This window comes from Rhizobium phaseoli (assembly GCF_001664385.1).
Lineage (GTDB): Bacteria > Pseudomonadota > Alphaproteobacteria > Rhizobiales > Rhizobiaceae > Rhizobium > Rhizobium phaseoli.
Genome location: NZ_CP013532.1, coordinates 2,082,793 through 2,098,509 on the forward strand (window position 1 = coordinate 2,082,793; position 15,717 = coordinate 2,098,509).

A 15,717-nucleotide genomic window follows, 5' to 3' on the forward strand; every position below is an offset into this window, starting at 1 on the left:
CGTGATGTCTCCGTGTTGGAACAGCTCAGCGGGCGCTCGTTGCCATATGGTCTTCGAGCTTTCTGGCGGCATAGGTGATCATCGAGCCGACCAGGAAATAGGTGACGAGCAGGAACGAGAGGACTTCGAAAGTCCGGTCGCCATATTGCGGGTTCGCCAGGATCATCTGCCCCGCGCGGAGAAAATCCGTCAGCCCGATGATGAAGACGAGCGGTGCGGAGTTGAAGATGTCGAGCACGTTGCCGACCAGCGGCGCCACCACGACACGGAGCGCCTGTGGCAGAACGATCGAGCGGTTGATGTCGAATTCGCTGATGCCGAGAGACCTTGCCGCCTCGGTCTGGGCGCGCGGAACCGCCTGAAGTCCGCTTCGGACATATTCGGCGACGTAGGCGGAGTAGAAGATGGTGAACCCGATCATGCCGCGAGCGACGTCTGCCAGTCCCCATTGCGGGGCAAGGACCGGCATGAGGATCCAGATCCAGTAGACGACGAGGATGAGCGGCACCGAGCGCATGACCTCGATGTACCAGGTGCAGATGATCCTGAGACTTGAGAGCCGGCTTTGCCGTCCGAAGGCGAGCAGGATGCCGATCGGCAGAGACAGCACCGACGTCACCAGCGTTATGAGGACGCTGAGAAGAAGTCCTCCCCAGAGCCCCACGCCCGGCGGGGCCATGACCGCAACGACGACGATGAAGCCGGTAAACGCCGCAGCAGGCATCGCCTTCCTGGACAATGGCAAATACGACGTCAGCACCCATCCCAGCGAGGTTGCGGCAACGACGCCTGCCGCAGACAGGGCGTTCTGCGGATCGCCATGATCGGCGATCAACATCAACAAGGGGACGAGGGCGAGAACCAGCCCATGGTGAGGCTTGAACGAAAACACGCAGCCGAGACCGGCGCCGAGGATCGCTGCGATGATCGCCGACGCCGTCCATGCGCGCCACGCCTGATCGGCTGGAAAAACGCCGATCATCAACACTCGCAGGCTCTGCACGATGATATCCCACCTTGCCGTGGTGAGCGCCCAGTCAAGGATCGAATAGGCGAGCCAGAGCGCGCCGGGAATGACCAGCAGCGACAGGGCGACGTCGAAAGGCTTTCCGAACAGGTTGTGGCGGGTCCACTTTATTGAGGTGGCGATCATTGCGACACTCCCATGGGGTTAAGACGGCGGTTCGCCCAGTACACGGACGAACTGATGATCCAGCTGAGGATCAGGTAGGACGCCATGACGATGATGATGCCTTCAAGGCTGTGGCCGGTCTGATTGGCGATCGTCCCGTAAATGTTGAAGAGATCCGGATATCCGACCGCGATCCCGAGCGCGGTGTTCTTGGTCAGGCTGATATACTGATTGCCGAAGGAGGGGAGAACGACGCGGAACACTTGCGGAAGGATGATGTCGTTGACGGTGTCGCGGCGGCTGAGCCCCAGCGACCCTGCGGCTTCCCATTGGGCCTTCGGAAGAGCGTCGATCGCGCCGCGGACGGTTTCGGCGATGAAAGAAGCGCTGCTCACGAGGATGGCAAGCAGAAGGGCTGCCATCTCCGGGCTGATGCTGGTTCCCCCGCTGGCCTTGAACTTGTTGGCGACGGGGAAATTTACGGTCATCCCGCCGGTCGCGACCAGCAGCCCGAGGCAGACGACCGCCGCGCCGACGCATATCCGCCGCGCTCCACGGATGGGGTCGAATATTGCGCCGAGCGCCGACACTCCTTTGGTGGTGACCAGGATCAGCGAAAGGGTGGACACGCCTCCGGTCCAGGACAGCGTGGGGATATATATGCCTTGCTGGCTGACGATAAGGCCGCCGTAGAGCTTTGCTGCGGACGCCATTGGCGGAAAGTGCAGTACGACCGCGAAATACCAGAAGACAAGCTGTATCAGCAGAGGCGTGTTGCGGACGAACTCGACGATCCAGAAACAGAGGTTTCTCACCACCCAGTTCGTGGAGAGACGGCCGACGCCGAGCATCGTTCCGAGGATCGTGCTGAGGATGATTGCCAGCAGTGCGATTTTCGCGGTGTTGAAGATGCCTGTGACGAAAGCCGACGCGATCGACATCTCCGAAGAGAACTGGGCGAGGTTGGGGACGAAGCCTTCACCAGACGTCAGCGTCCATCCTTCGCTGATATCGAAGCCGGCGGTGTTGGCAAGAAACGAGAAGCTGAACCGTATGCCTTTCTCGGCAAGGCCAGCCTTGACCGCATATGCCAACATGCCGAGCAGCACGACGACCAGAGCGACGATTCCGAGCTGGATCGCTTCGTGCCGGATGCGATTGCGCAGGCGCCGCGACCTCAATCTATCACTCTCTGCCATGCCGCGGATCGCACTCGTTTCGTGGATTGTCATGTTCAGGCTCCAAGAGCTTGGGGGGCGAAACGTTGTGGTTCCGACCCCCGGAAGGCATCAGTTCCAGAGCGGCGAGTAGATTGCGCCACCCTGCGTCCACAAGGCGTTCGGCGTGCCCTTGCGGTCGAGATACATCTTGGTCGTCGGACCGAGGTTGCGATCATAGGCCTCGCCGTAGTTGCCGACGGCCTTGATCGCCTGAGCAATGAAATCGTCGGAGAGGCCGAAGTCCTTGCCGTAGCCGCCGCCGACGCCGAGGAACTTCTGAATGAAGGGATCTTCGCTCTTCAGCTTTTCGGCCAGATTGGCTTGGGTGATCTCGGACTCCTCGGCCTGGAAGAGGCCGTATTCGATCCAGCGCAGCGCGTTGCGCCACTTGGAGTCGTTGGCGGCCACGAAGCCGCCGAACGGGGACTTGTCCAGCGTATCCGGGAGGATCAGATAGTCGGCTGGCTTCGGCGCATTCCCCGCCCAGGCGGCAAGGGCTGATTTGTCGGTGCTCATCGCATTGCAACGACCCGAGTTGAGAGCGGAGAAAAGCTTCTCGAGGTTTTCATAGGTCAGGACCTTGGAGTCCTTCCAACCACGCGCCTTGAAGGCAGCAGCCAGAACGGTCTCGGTGGCCGATCCCTGGGTGGTGCAGATTGTTGCACCATCGAGGTCTGCGAATTCCTTGATCCCGGCATCGGTTTTCACCATGAGGCCGGTACCGTCGTAGAAGTTGATCGGCAGGAAATCGATCGCGATGGACGATTCGCGCGCCGGTTTGATCGTGGTGTGGGCGAAGACGACATCGACCTGGCCGGTGAGGACAGCGTCAAAGCGGCTCTTGTCGGTCACCGTGATGAACTTGACCTTGGAGGCGTCGCCGAGAACGCCGGCGGCAACCGCTTTGCAGAAGTCGACGTCGAGCCCTTCCATCTGTCCGGTCGTGGTATTGAGATAGCCGAAGCCGGGAGCGGTGTTGTCGGTGCCGCAGTTGAGCACACCGCGCTGCTTGACCGTGTCGAGAACGGAGGCGGAAGCATTGGCCGCCGTGAACGAAACGCCTGCGAAAACGCCGGCAGTCAGGAATTTGAGTAGTTTCATCGAAGTTCCCCTTTCGGATCGCGTAGTGACGGTGACGCCAAATCAATGAGCGATGGCTCGATCGAAAGTCTGGTAAGACGCTGGAGGCGTTATCGCCTTTCTGACTGCGTCGTTCCCACTATTGGCCAAGGTCTGCGCGCGATCCTCGCTCCCAGTCCCATCAATTGGCAGATGGAGAGTAGGAGTGGGGTCAATTCAAATCTACTTAATTCTCCTGAGGTGATACATTAGGAAATCTGTTTGTTCGTTTTCTCCGATGAGGGAGGGTCGGCACGGGTTTGTTGCGCCGGCACCCGGCGTCAGGACAGCGGCGGCTTCTCGGCCATCCGATCGAGGAATGCCTGAAGGGCCGGACTGCGCTTTTCATCTTTGCGGAAGGCGATAAATATCCTCCGGCGGATTTCCGGAACGAGCCTGCACACCCAGACGTCTTCGAGATCGTAGCTGGCGCGCAGCCCAGGCAGGATCGAGATGCCATAATTCTGCCGGATCAGCGCAATGGTCACTTCGAAACCTTTGCATCTCGCCACGATGTTGGGCTTGAAGCCCTCTTCCTGACAGGCCTGCACCAGCATCCTCGTATAGGTGTCGGAAGCGGTGTCGATCGCCCATCGGTCCTCCCGAAGCTCATGCAGGCCAACGGTCGGCCGCTCCGACAGCCTGTGATCTCTCGAGACCATGACGTTGAACACGTCCTCCATCAGGAAGATCGTCTCGATATTGGGATCGAGCGCGCCGGTCGGTATATTCAAGTCATCGATAATCGCGACGTCAGTCTGCCAGCTTCGCAACGCGGCAACACTTTCGCCCGGCTCCAATTCGTCGAACTGGACGGTGAGGTGAGGGTGCCGTTCGGCAAGATCGTAGACGACCTTCGGAATGACGGCGGCCGCCACGGAAGGAAACGCCGCCACCCGAAGTTCGCCGGAAACGACGCTTTTCAGTTCGGCGATGTCGGCTTTCGCCGATTCGATTTCGATCAGGATCTTCTCTGCCCGCAGCACCAGCTGCTGGCCGGCGGGCGTCATGACAACGCCCCGGCCGCGTCGCTCGACGAGCCGTATGCCAACCTCTTCTTCAAGAAGCGCAATCTGCTGCGACACGGCCGACGGCGAGACGTGTAAGGCTTCTGCCACCGCCGCCATGGTCTTGCGGATCGACAGTTCACGCAGTGCCCGCAGACGTCCGACATCCATTACGACCTCCTCGCAGCCTCAAAAAAATCATTAGCATGTCTGAACGTATAAGCAAATATTATTAACTTTTTCTGGTGTTTCGATCGATCTAGGGTCCGCCTCACGAATTCGAGGAATTGGAGAACTCAGATGACCAACGCTGCAAGGGTGCATTTCAACACCACCGTCCAGGAGGCCGATCCACTCGTCGCCGATGCCCTTGCGTCCGAGCGGGCCCGCCAGCAGAACCAGATTGAGCTCATCGCTTCGGAGAATATCGTCAGCCGTGCGGTTCTCGACGCCTTGGGACACGAGATCACCAATAAGACGCTCGAAGGCTATCCGGGCAATCGTTTTCACGGTGGCGGGCAGTTCGTCGATATCGCCGAGCAGGCCGCGATCGACCGCGCCAAGCAGCTGTTCAATTGCGGCTACGCCAACGTCCAGCCGCACTCGGGGACGCAGGCCAACCTGGCCGTCTTCTTCCTGTTGCTGAAGCCGGGCGAAAAGGTGCTGTCGCTCGACCTTGCGGCCGGCGGCCACCTGTCGCACGGCATGAAGGCGAACCTGTCGGGCCGCTGGTTCGATGCCAACAATTACAGCGTCAACCCGCAGAACGAGGTCATCGACCTTGATGAGATGGAACGCATCGCCGAAGAAATCCGCCCGAAGCTGCTGATAACAGGTGGTTCGGCATATCCGCGCGAACTCGACTTCGAGCGCATGTCGAAGATCGCAAAGAAGGTCGGCGCCCACTTCCTGGTGGATATGGCCCACATCGCCGGCCTCGTTGCCGGTGGCGTCCATCCTTCGCCATTCCCGCATGCCGACATCGTGACCTGCACCACGACCAAGACGTTACGCGGGCCGCGTGGCGGCCTGATCCTCACGAACAACGAGGAATGGTACAAGAAGCTGCAAGCGGCAGTGTTTCCCGGCGTCCAGGGTTCGTTGCACAGCAATGTTCTGGCCGCCAAGGCGATCTGCCTCGGCGAAGCCCTCCGCGACGATTTCAAGCTCTATGCCCGCCAGGTCGTTGCCAACGCGAAAGTTCTCGCCGAAACGCTGGCCGATCGTGGCGTTCGCATCGTTTCCGGCGGCACCGATACCCACATCATCCTGCTCGATCTGTCGAGCAAGGGACTGCTTGGAAAGCAGGCTGAGACGCTGCTCGCCAAGGCGAACATCACATCCAACAAGAACCCGATCCCCGGCGACAGTCCCCGTCCTCCGGAGTGGGTGGGCATGCGCCTTGGCTCCTCCGCTGCGACGACACGCGGCCTGAATGAGGAGGAATTCCGGGTTCTCGGCCATGTCATCGCGGATCTCATCGACGCCGAGACAGAGGGCAGGACCGACGAGATCGTCGGAACCGCCAGGGCGAAGATCGCGGAATTGACCGAGAAGTTCCCGGTCTACGGCCACTAAGGCAACGAACCCCTGCGGAAATGCCCCGCCCACATCTCCGGGCGCGGCATTTTGCCGGTTCGAGCTTGGATGCAATGGAGCACACCATGGGAATGGACAGATTCACACGCGCCGCAAACATCGACGGCAAAGAGTATGCAGCAGGGCTCCTCGAGCGCATCAAGGCCGATGTCGAAATCCTGCAGGCAACGACTGGAGCTGTTCCCGGTCTGGCCGTCGTTCTGGTGGGGCACGACCCGGCAAGCGCAATTTATGTGGCTTCAAAGCACCGTCAGACGGTTGCCGCCGGAATGAAGTCCTTCGAATACCGGCTTGCTCAGGAAACCACCCAGGGCGAACTTCTTGACCTCGTGCATCACCTTAACAACGACGCAGAAGTGCATGGGATTCTTGTGCAGTTGCCGCTGCCGGCGCATTTGGATCCGAATGCCGTGATCCAGGCCATCAATCCCGACAAGGATGTCGACGGCTTCCATGTGTCGAATGCGGGCCGCCTTGCCACCGGCAACCCGGCTTTGGTTCCCTGCACTCCGCTCGGCTGCATGATGCTCATCAAGGATACGCTCGGCGAGAGCCTCTCCGGCCTTCATGCTGTCATCGTCGGCAAGTCCAACATCGTCGGAAAGCCGATGGCGCAGATGCTGATGAACGCTCATTGCACCGTCACGGTCGTTCACTCGCAGACAAGGAACGCGGCAGAACTTTGCCGGGCGGCCGACATTCTTGTCGTCGCGGCCGGTCGGCCGGGCCTGGTTCGGGGTGACTGGATCAAGCCCGGCGCCGTCGTGATCGACGTCGGCATCAACCGGATCCAGGACGGCGAAAAATCGCGGATCGTCGGCGACGTGACATATGGCGAAGCCGGCCACGCGCGCGCCATCACGCCGGTGCCGGGCGGCGTCGGCCCGATGACGATCGCATGCCTGCTGTCCAACACGCTCACCGCATTCCGCCGCAATCACGCGATGATCGCCGCGGCCTGAGACGACGAACAAGGAGATAGACATGACCATCACGGCCCCTCGCTACGCTCTGCGTGTCGCATGCCCGTCGATCCGCGGCGTGACGGCCGCCATCGCCGGCTATCTCTCCCAGAACGGCTGCAACATCTCCGACAGCGCGCAATTCGACGACGCCGACACCGGACGCTATTTCATGCGGATCAGCTTCCAGCCGCATGACGGACATACGCTTGACCAGCTTCGTCAAGGCTTCGAACCGATCGCCGGGAAGTTCGAGGCGAGTGCCGAATTTTTCGATGAGAGCGAAAAGAAGAAGGTGATCCTTATGGTGAGCCGCTTCGGCCACTGCCTGAACGATCTCCTCTACCGCTGGCGCATCGGGGCGCTGCCGATCGACATCGTCGGCGTGATCTCCAACCACACGGATTACCAGCGGGTCGTTGTGAACCACGACATCCCGTTCCACTGCATCAAGGTGACTAGGGAAAACAAGCCGGAGGCCGAGGCGAAGCAGATGCAGATCGTCGAGGAGTCGGGCGCTGAACTCATCGTGCTGGCCCGCTACATGCAGGTCCTGTCCGACGACATGTGCCGCAAGATGTCCGGCAGGATCATCAACATCCACCACTCCTTCCTGCCGAGTTTCAAGGGCGCCAATCCCTATAAGCAGGCATTCGAACGGGGCGTGAAGCTCATCGGCGCGACGTCGCACTACGTCACCGCAGACCTCGACGAAGGCCCAATCATCGAGCAGGACATCGTCCGCGTCACCCATGCGCAGAGCGGCGAGGACTATGTCAGCCTCGGCCGCGACGTCGAAAGCCAGGTGCTCGCCCGGGCCATCCACGCCCACATCCATGGCCGGGTGTTCATCAACGGCAACAAGACCGTCGTCTTCCCAGCGTCACCCGGCTCTTACGCGTCGGAACGCATGGGCTGACCGCCGGCTTGGAGAGCTTTGACTTCGGCGAAGGTGGTGACGCGATCCGTCGCTGACACCGGTTCATAAGATTCACGGAAAATCTCCGCACGTTCAAACTCTTGCCGCGTCACCGATGGTGGAAGACGATTGCCAGCGGGACGCCGGTGAGCGGCGTGACAATAGGCTTGGGCAACACTCCATTGTTACGGTCCGAGGGCCGAGCGTGGCTTGACAATGTGACGGCGCGCGTTGCATTTTCGCCACAATGCGTTGCTTAAAGGTCACGCAAGGGTTTTGGACATTTCGCTCCCGATCGAGTCGTTCCGACGCTGGTTTTCTTAAGCCGGCGTTGTTTGGTTTCGATCGAGGGCAGGGCGGCGGGCGCCGCCTGAAGAGAGGCCGAATGACGCAGGATGGGGTAGCGCCGGCGGCGGCGGGCGAGGCGGTGACGACGGTGACCGATCGCCGCGCCCTTTTCGCCGTGCCCGGCCTCGTGCTCGCCGGCGGCGCGCTTCTCTGCGCCACGATCACGCTTTTCATACTGCTTGGCCTGACGCCGATCGCGCCGACCTCGCATGTCGTCATCACCTCGGTGATCGTCAATTCCTTCTTCGTGCTGACGCTGCTGGCGCTGATCGGCCGCGAGGTGGCAAGGCTGCTCAAGGCCCGCACCCGGGGCAGGGCGGCCGCGCGGCTGCATATCCGCATCGTCGTGCTCTTCTCGATCGTCGCGATCACGCCGGCGATCCTCGTCGCCATCTTCGCCAGCATCACGCTGAATGCCGGCCTCGACCGCTGGTTTGCGCTGCGCACCCAGTCGATCGTCAGCTCGTCGCGCAATATCGGCCAGGCCTATATGATGGAGAACGCGAGCTACCTGCAGGGGCAGACGGTTTCCATGGCCAACGACCTGGAGCGCAACCGCGCCCTCTACAGTCTCGACCGGACGGGGTTTGCCGAGTTGATGACCCGCCAGGCGAGGGGGCGCGGCCTGCTCGGCGCCTTCCTGGTCGAGAGCGACGGCTCGGTGAAGGTTCAGGCCGACATCGCCACCGAAAAACCATTGCCGGCCATTCCGCAGGACGCGCTGCAAAAGGCGGCGGCGGGCCAGCCGACGCTGATCCCGCCCGGCGTCACCAACCTTGTCGGCGCCATCATCAAGCTCGATGCCATCCAGGGCACCTTCCTCTATACGGTGCGCGCCGTCGATCCCAAGGTCATGGGCGCCATGCGCATGATGGAGGAGAACGCCACCGAATATCGTTCGATGGAGGCCAACCGCTTCTCGCTGCAGATCGCCTTCGCCGTTCTCTATATCGGCTTTGCGCTGATCGTGCTCTTGGCCGCGATCTGGACGGCGATTGCCGTCGCCGACCGCATCGTCCGTCCGATCCGGCTGCTGATCACCGCGGCCGACAGTGTCGCCTCGGGCAATATGGATATCGTCGTGCCGGTGCATGCCGTCGATGGCGACGTCGCCAACCTGTCGCGCACGTTCAACAAGATGATCTCGGAAATCCGCACCCAGCGCGACGAGATCCTCGAGGCCAAGGACGAGGTCGACGACCGTCGCCGCTTCATCGAAGCGGTGCTGTCGGGCGTGACCGCCGCCGTCATCGGCGTCGAGCAGGACCGCCGCATCGCCATCGTCAACAGCTCGGCTGAAACGCTGATGTCGCTGCCGGCCGATGCGATGCTCGGCAAGCTGCTGGCCGATATCGCGCCGGAGGTCGATCAGGTGCTGACCGAGGCGGCGGTGCGCCATCGTGGCGATTTCCGCAAGCAGATTGCTTTGGTGCGCGGCGGCACCGTCAGGACGCTGAGCGTCCAGGTCACCCGTGAGGAAGTGCGCGACATGAGCGAATCCTACGTGATCACGCTCGACGACATCACCGACCTCGTCATCGCCCAGCGCTCGACCGCCTGGGGCGACGTGGCACGGCGTATCGCCCATGAGATCAAGAACCCGCTGACGCCGATCCAGCTGTCCGCCGAGCGCATCCAGCGCCGCTATGGCAAGCAGATCCACCAGGACGATAGGACCGTCTTCGACCAGTGCACCGATACGATCATCCGCCAGGTCGGCGATATCGGCCGCATGGTCGATGAATTCTCTGCCTTTGCCCGCATGCCGAAGCCAACCAAGGAGCCGAGCGATCTGCGCGATATCCTGCGCGACGCGATCTTCCTGCGCGAGATGGGCAACCATCACGTCACCTTTGGGCAGGAGTTCGGCGACCAGCCGCTGGAGGGCCTGTTCGACAGCCGCATGCTCGGCCAGGCTTTCGGCAATCTCATCAAGAACGCCGTGGAAGCGATCGAGGCGGTGCCGAGCGACGAACGCGACGAGCGCAAGATTCTCGTGCGCGCCGCCCTCGATGCCGCCCGCGACCGCTTCACCGTCGACGTCATCGACAATGGCCGCGGCCTGCCGGTGGAGAACCGCCACAGCATTCTGGAACCTTATATGACGATGCGCGAGAAGGGCACCGGCCTCGGCCTCGCCATCGTCAAGAAGATCATCGAAGAACATGGCGGGCAGCTCGAACTGCACGATGCGCCCGCCGATTTTGACCGGGGAAGGGGGGCCATGATCCGCGTGCATCTGCCACGCTGGGATCCGACGCCCGCCTCTCCCGCAGCCAATGACAAGGAAAGCGTTTATGGCCTCTGATATTCTCGTCGTCGACGACGAGCACGATATTCGCGAGATCGTTTCCGGCATTCTCTCCGACGAGGGACACGAAACGCGCACGGCCCATGACAGCGACAGCGCGCTGGCGGCAATCTCCGACCGCGTGCCGCGGCTGATCTTCCTCGATATCTGGATGCAGGGCAGCAAGCTCGACGGCCTGTCGCTGCTCGACGAGATCAAGACCCGCCATCCCGATCTGCCCGTCGTGATGATCTCCGGCCACGGCAACATCGAGACCGCGGTTTCGGCGATCAAGCGCGGCGCTTTCGATTTCATCGAGAAGCCCTTCAAGGCCGACCGGCTGATCCTGATTGCTGAGCGGGCACTGGAAAATTCTAAACTCAAGCGCGAGGTTTCCGAGTTGAAGCGGCGCACCGGCGATGCCTTGGAGCTGATCGGCACCTCGGTCGCCGTGTCGCAGCTGCGCCAGACGATCGAGAAGGTCTCGCCGACCAACAGCCGCATCATGATTCTCGGCGCCTCCGGCTCCGGCAAGGAACTGGTGGCGCGGATGATCCACAAGAAGTCGACGCGCGCCAACGGCCCTTTCGTCGCTCTGAACGCCGCCAACATCACGCCCGATCGAATGGAAGTGGCGCTCTTCGGCACTGAGGGTACGCCCGGCCAGGCGCGCAAGATCGGCGCGCTGGAAGAGGCTCATCGCGGCATCCTCTATCTCGACGAGGTCGGCGAGATGCCGCGCGAGACGCAGAACAAGATCCTGCGCGTGCTGGTCGATCAGCAGTTCGAGCGGGTCGGCGGCTCCAAGCGCGTCAAGGTCGATGTCCGCATCATCTCTTCGACCGCCTACAATCTCGAAAGCCGCATCGCCGAAGGCTGGTTCCGTGAGGATCTCTATCATCGGCTTGCGGTCGTGCCGGTGCGCGTGCCGGCGCTGGCCGAGCGGCGCGAGGACATTCCTTTCCTCGTCGATCAGCTGATGCGCCAGATTTCCGAACAGGCCGGCATTCGCCCGCGCCGCATCGGCGACGACGCCATGGCGGTGCTGCAGGCCCATGACTGGCCGGGCAATATCCGCCAGCTGCGCAACAATATCGAGCGGCTGATGATCCTAGCCCGCACCGACGGCCCGGATGCGCCGATCACCGCCGATATGCTGCCGACCGATCTGGGCGACATGCTGCCCAAGGTGTCTGCCAAGAACGACTATCACATCATGACGCTGCCGCTGCGCGAAGCCCGCGAAATGTTCGAGAAGGATTACCTGATCGCTCAGATCAACCGCTTCGGGGGCAATATCTCGCGCACCGCCGAATTCGTCGGCATGGAGCGTTCGGCGCTGCACCGCAAGCTGAAGTCGCTCGGCGTCTGATCTTTCCGGCGCGGCCATTGCCGCGCCACATTCCCTCTATCGCTTTCTGCAAGACCAGGGTTTCCCATGCCGAGAATCGCCTATGTGAACGGCCGTTACGTCAAGCATTCCGATGCGAGCGTGCATATCGAGGACCGTGGTTATCAGTTCGCCGACGGCGTCTACGAGGTCTGCGAGGTCCGCCACGGCTATATCGTCGACCCCACACGCCATCTGAATCGTCTCGACCGTTCGCTCGGTGAGCTCCGCATCGCCTGGCCGATGAGCCGGGCGGCGCTGATGCAGGTCATTCGCGAGACCTTGCGCCGCAATCATGTCCGCAACGGGCTTTTCTACATGCAGGTGACGCGCGGCGTCGCGCGCCGCGATCATGTCTTCCCGGCCGAGGGCACGCCGCCTTCGCTTGTCATCACCGCCAAGAGCACCGATCCCAAGATCATCGCGGCCAAGAATGCCAACGGCATCAAGGCGATCACCGTTGCCGACAACCGCTGGGATCGCGTCGACATCAAGTCCGTCGGCCTGCTGCCGAACGCCATGGCCCGCCAGCAGGCCAAGGAAGCCGGTGCCCAGGAGGCGATCTATGTCGACGCCGATGGCATGGTGAAGGAAGGGGCGGCGACCAATGTCTGGATCGTCGACCGGGACGGAATCCTGGTGACGCGGCCCGCCGAACACGGCATTCTGCGCGGCATTACCCGCACCACCTTGATCGATGTCGCAGCCCGGCTGGGCCTGAAGATCGCCGAGCGGAATTTCTCCGTTTCAGAGATGCTCGCAGCCCGCGAGGTTTTCCTGACGGCAGCCACAAGTATCTGTTTTCCAGTGGTTTCCGTCGATGGCCAGACCATCGCCAACGGTCATCCCGGCAGCGTCTCGCAGAAAGTCCGCGAAGCCTTTTTCGACGTTGCGGAAAAGATTGCGATTTGATACCAAGATTTGCTGGACAGGTGGAATGAGGGTGCCGCCGGTCTTGCATGGAGAGGTTGATTAATATTCTACCGGCCAGATCAGGTCGGCAATAAAGAAAGAAGCGGCGCGATGGCGGAACGTTCTCAGAATTTGCAGGACTTATTTCTCAATACTGTTCGCAAGCAAAAGATTTCCCTGACAATCTTTTTGATCAACGGCGTGAAACTCACGGGCGTTGTTACCTCTTTCGACAATTTCTGTGTTCTTCTTCGCCGTGACGGCCATTCGCAGCTGGTGTATAAGCATGCGATCTCGACGATCATGCCGGGTCAGCCGATGCAGATGTTCGAGAGTGAAGAAGCCGCGTCCTAACAGGATCAGCCGTCATTTCGACACGCGATACCAAGAACGATTCGATCATCCCTGAGGCAGCCAAGCACAGGGACGATATGCGTGCGACTGTCGTCGTGCCGGTTCTGAAATCGCGCAGCCGCGGCGGCCAGACCGAATCGGCCTCGACTCGCACGCCGGAGAGCCGGCTGGAAGAGGCGACCGGCCTTGCCCAGGCAATCGATCTCGATGTCGTCAACGGCCAGGTCGTGCCGGTCAATGATCCCCGACCGGCAACGCTGCTCGGCACCGGCAAGATCGAGGAGATCAAGGCGCTGCTCGATGAGCGCGATTCCGGTCTCGTCATCGTCGATCATCCGCTGACCCCGGTGCAGCAACGCAATCTCGAAAAGGAATGGAACGCCAAGGTCATCGACCGGACGGGCCTCATCCTCGAAATCTTCGGCCGCCGCGCCTCCACCAAGGAAGGCACGCTGCAGGTCGATCTGGCGCACCTCAATTATCAGAAGGGCCGGCTGGTCCGCAGCTGGACCCACCTTGAACGCCAGCGCGGCGGCGGCGGCTTCATGGGCGGCCCCGGCGAAACCCAGATCGAAGCCGACCGGCGGTTGCTCCAGGACCGCATCATCAAGCTCGAACGCGAGCTGGAGCAGGTTGTGCGCACCCGCCAGCTCCACCGCGCCAAGCGCCGCAAGGTGCCGCATCCGATCGTCGCGCTGGTCGGTTATACCAATGCCGGCAAGTCGACGCTGTTCAACCGCATCACCGGCGCCGGCGTACTGGCCGAAGACATGCTCTTTGCCACGCTCGATCCGACGCTGCGCCGCATGAAACTGCCGCATGGCCGCACCGTCATCCTGTCCGACACCGTCGGCTTCATCTCTGACCTGCCGACCCATCTCGTCGCCGCCTTCCGAGCGACGCTGGAAGAGGTGCTGGAAGCCGATCTCATCCTGCATGTCCGCGACATGTCCGACCCCGACAACCAGGCGCAGAGCTCCGACGTGATGCGTATCCTCGGCGATCTCGGCATCGATGAGGCCGAAGCCGGCAAGCGGCTGATCGAGGTCTGGAACAAGATCGACCGGCTGGAGTCCGAGGTCCACGACGCCATGGTGCAGAAGGCTGCCGGCGCCAGCAATGTGGTGGCGGTCTCGGCCGTCAGCGGCGAGGGCGTCGATACGCTGATGGACGAGATCAGCCGCCGACTTTCCGGCGTGATGACCGAAACGACCATCCGCCTTCCGGTCGACAAGCTGGCGCTGCTGCCCTGGCTCTACGACCATGCGATCGTCGACGGCCGCGAGGACAATGAAGACGGCTCGATCACCCTCGATCTGCGCCTCTCCGAAACCGAAGCCGCCGAACTCGAACGCCGCATCGGCAACGGGCCGAAGCCTTCGAAGGAAGATTGGGAGCGGTGAGGTTGGCGAGGCCAGCCCCTCATCCGGCTGCCGCCACCTTCTCCCCGTAAACGGGGCGAAGGGGGATAGCCGCAACCTCTCCGTTCCCCGCAACTCACAAGGGCACGTCCCCTCTACCCGTTACGGGGGTCCGAAGGACGGGTCGAGACCGTTGGCTCGACCCTGGTCGGGTTAGGGTGAGGGGCAGCCATCCGCACGAATGGACAGGCACATATCACTCAGCCCCAGCCATCACAGCCCGCTCAATCGCCTTCGCCGCCTGCCAGATCTCCTCCATCCGTTCAAGACTGGCCGCCTCCAGCGTCTCGCCTTCCGCTTCAAGAACATTCTCGATGTGATTGAACCGACGCCGGAATTTCGTATTCGTTCCGCGCAGCGCCTGTTCTGGATCAGCCTTCACATGCCGGCCGATATTGACCACCGCAAAGATCAGATCGCCGAGTTCGTCGCTGACCTTCGCCCGGTCGCCGTCTCGCAGCGCCACGCGCAATTCGTCGATCTCTTCCTCGATCTTGTCGAGGATCGGTTCGGGGGCAGACCAGTCGAATCCTACCTTGGCGGCGCGTTCCTGCAGCTTCAGGGCTTCGGTCAAAGCGGGGAAGCTGCGCTGCACGGAACCCAGGAACCCGCCCTTGAAATCCTCGGTAATCCCGCGCCTTGCTCGTCGCTCGGCGCGTTCGCGCTTTTCCGCCTGCTTGATCTCGTCCCATTGGATCTTCACCGCGTCCGGTGTATCCGCTTCCGACCGGGCGAAGACGTGCGGGTGGCGGCGGATCATCTTGGTGGTGATGGCGTTGACGACGTCGCCGAAGGAGAATTCGCCGGCCTCCTCGGCCATGCGGGCATGGAACACCACCTGCAGCAGCAGGTCGCCCAGCTCATCGCAGAGATCGTCCATATCGCCGCGCTCGATCGCGTCGGAGACCTCATAGGCCTCTTCGATCGTATAGGGCTTGATCGTCTGAAAATTCTGCTCGATGTCCCAGGGGCAGCCGGTCTCGGGATGGCGCAATGCCGCCATGATCTCGATCAGCCGCGAAATGTCTTTTGAAGGTTCCATGG

At 61.7% G+C, this 15,717-nt stretch carries 13 protein-coding genes; 8 read left to right on the top strand and 5 right to left on the bottom strand.

Annotation, left to right across the window (positions count from 1 at the left end):
• Positions 1-25: 25 nt before the first annotated feature.
• The 4 genes from AMC88_RS10215 to AMC88_RS10230 all read right to left on the bottom strand — a co-directional run bounded on the left by AMC88_RS10215 (position 26) and on the right by AMC88_RS10230 (position 4,649).
• Positions 26-1,153, bottom strand: coding sequence for an amino acid ABC transporter permease (locus AMC88_RS10215; protein ID WP_064825209.1), 1,128 nt, complete (start codon positions 1,151-1,153; stop codon positions 26-28).
• Positions 1,150-2,364, bottom strand: a complete 1,215-nt coding sequence (locus tag AMC88_RS10220; RefSeq protein ID WP_064825210.1) for an ABC transporter permease subunit — start codon at positions 2,362-2,364, stop codon at positions 1,150-1,152. Before AMC88_RS10220 ends, AMC88_RS10215 begins: the two co-directional genes overlap by 4 nt.
• Positions 2,365-2,421: 57 nt before the next feature.
• Entirely contained in the window at positions 2,422-3,453 is a 1,032-nt protein-coding gene (locus AMC88_RS10225) for a transporter substrate-binding domain-containing protein (RefSeq protein WP_064825211.1), read from the bottom strand.
• Positions 3,454-3,752: 299 nt separating this feature from the next.
• Positions 3,753-4,649: a LysR family transcriptional regulator gene (locus AMC88_RS10230; protein WP_012483709.1), complete on the bottom strand. Its 897-nt coding sequence runs from the start codon at positions 4,647-4,649 to the stop codon at positions 3,753-3,755.
• Between the two features lie 129 nt (positions 4,650-4,778).
• On the opposite strand from AMC88_RS10230, the gene glyA reads away from it, so the two are divergent.
• The 8 genes from glyA to hflX all read left to right on the top strand — a co-directional run bounded on the left by glyA (position 4,779) and on the right by hflX (position 14,655).
• Positions 4,779-6,056 (top strand): serine hydroxymethyltransferase, encoded by a 1,278-nt coding sequence (glyA, locus tag AMC88_RS10235; RefSeq protein ID WP_064825212.1) that lies wholly within the window; start codon positions 4,779-4,781, stop codon positions 6,054-6,056.
• 86 nt (positions 6,057-6,142) lie between these two features.
• Positions 6,143-7,039, top strand: a complete 897-nt coding sequence (folD, locus tag AMC88_RS10240) for a bifunctional methylenetetrahydrofolate dehydrogenase/methenyltetrahydrofolate cyclohydrolase FolD (protein ID WP_064825213.1) — start codon at positions 6,143-6,145, stop codon at positions 7,037-7,039.
• Positions 7,040-7,061: 22 nt separating this feature from the next.
• On the top strand, positions 7,062-7,958 hold the full coding sequence (gene purU / locus AMC88_RS10245) for a formyltetrahydrofolate deformylase (protein ID WP_064825214.1): 897 nt from the start codon (positions 7,062-7,064) through the stop codon (positions 7,956-7,958).
• A gap of 385 nt (positions 7,959-8,343) precedes the next feature.
• A complete protein-coding gene (locus AMC88_RS10250; protein WP_064825215.1) occupies positions 8,344-10,614 on the top strand; it encodes a sensor histidine kinase NtrY-like in 2,271 nt (756 codons plus the stop codon).
• Positions 10,604-11,968 (top strand): nitrogen assimilation response regulator NtrX, encoded by a 1,365-nt coding sequence (gene ntrX / locus AMC88_RS10255; RefSeq protein ID WP_004674822.1) that lies wholly within the window; start codon positions 10,604-10,606, stop codon positions 11,966-11,968. Before AMC88_RS10250 ends, ntrX begins: the two co-directional genes overlap by 11 nt.
• Positions 11,969-12,034: 66 nt before the next feature.
• Entirely contained in the window at positions 12,035-12,898 is an 864-nt protein-coding gene (locus AMC88_RS10260) for a D-amino-acid transaminase (protein WP_064825216.1), read from the top strand.
• A 111-nt stretch (positions 12,899-13,009) separates the two neighbouring features.
• Positions 13,010-13,252 carry an RNA chaperone Hfq gene (gene hfq / locus AMC88_RS10265; RefSeq protein ID WP_003539403.1) on the top strand — a complete coding sequence of 81 codons (243 nt, stop codon included), beginning with the start codon at positions 13,010-13,012 and terminating at the stop codon, positions 13,250-13,252.
• 77 nt (positions 13,253-13,329) lie between these two features.
• On the top strand, positions 13,330-14,655 hold the full coding sequence (hflX, locus tag AMC88_RS10270; RefSeq protein ID WP_064829951.1) for a GTPase HflX: 1,326 nt from the start codon (positions 13,330-13,332) through the stop codon (positions 14,653-14,655).
• Positions 14,656-14,869: 214 nt separating this feature from the next.
• Here the strand turns inward: hflX and mazG are convergent, their stop codons facing one another.
• Positions 14,870-15,715, bottom strand: a complete 846-nt coding sequence (mazG, locus tag AMC88_RS10275) for a nucleoside triphosphate pyrophosphohydrolase (RefSeq protein WP_012483716.1) — start codon at positions 15,713-15,715, stop codon at positions 14,870-14,872.
• Positions 15,716-15,717 lie beyond the last annotated feature (2 nt).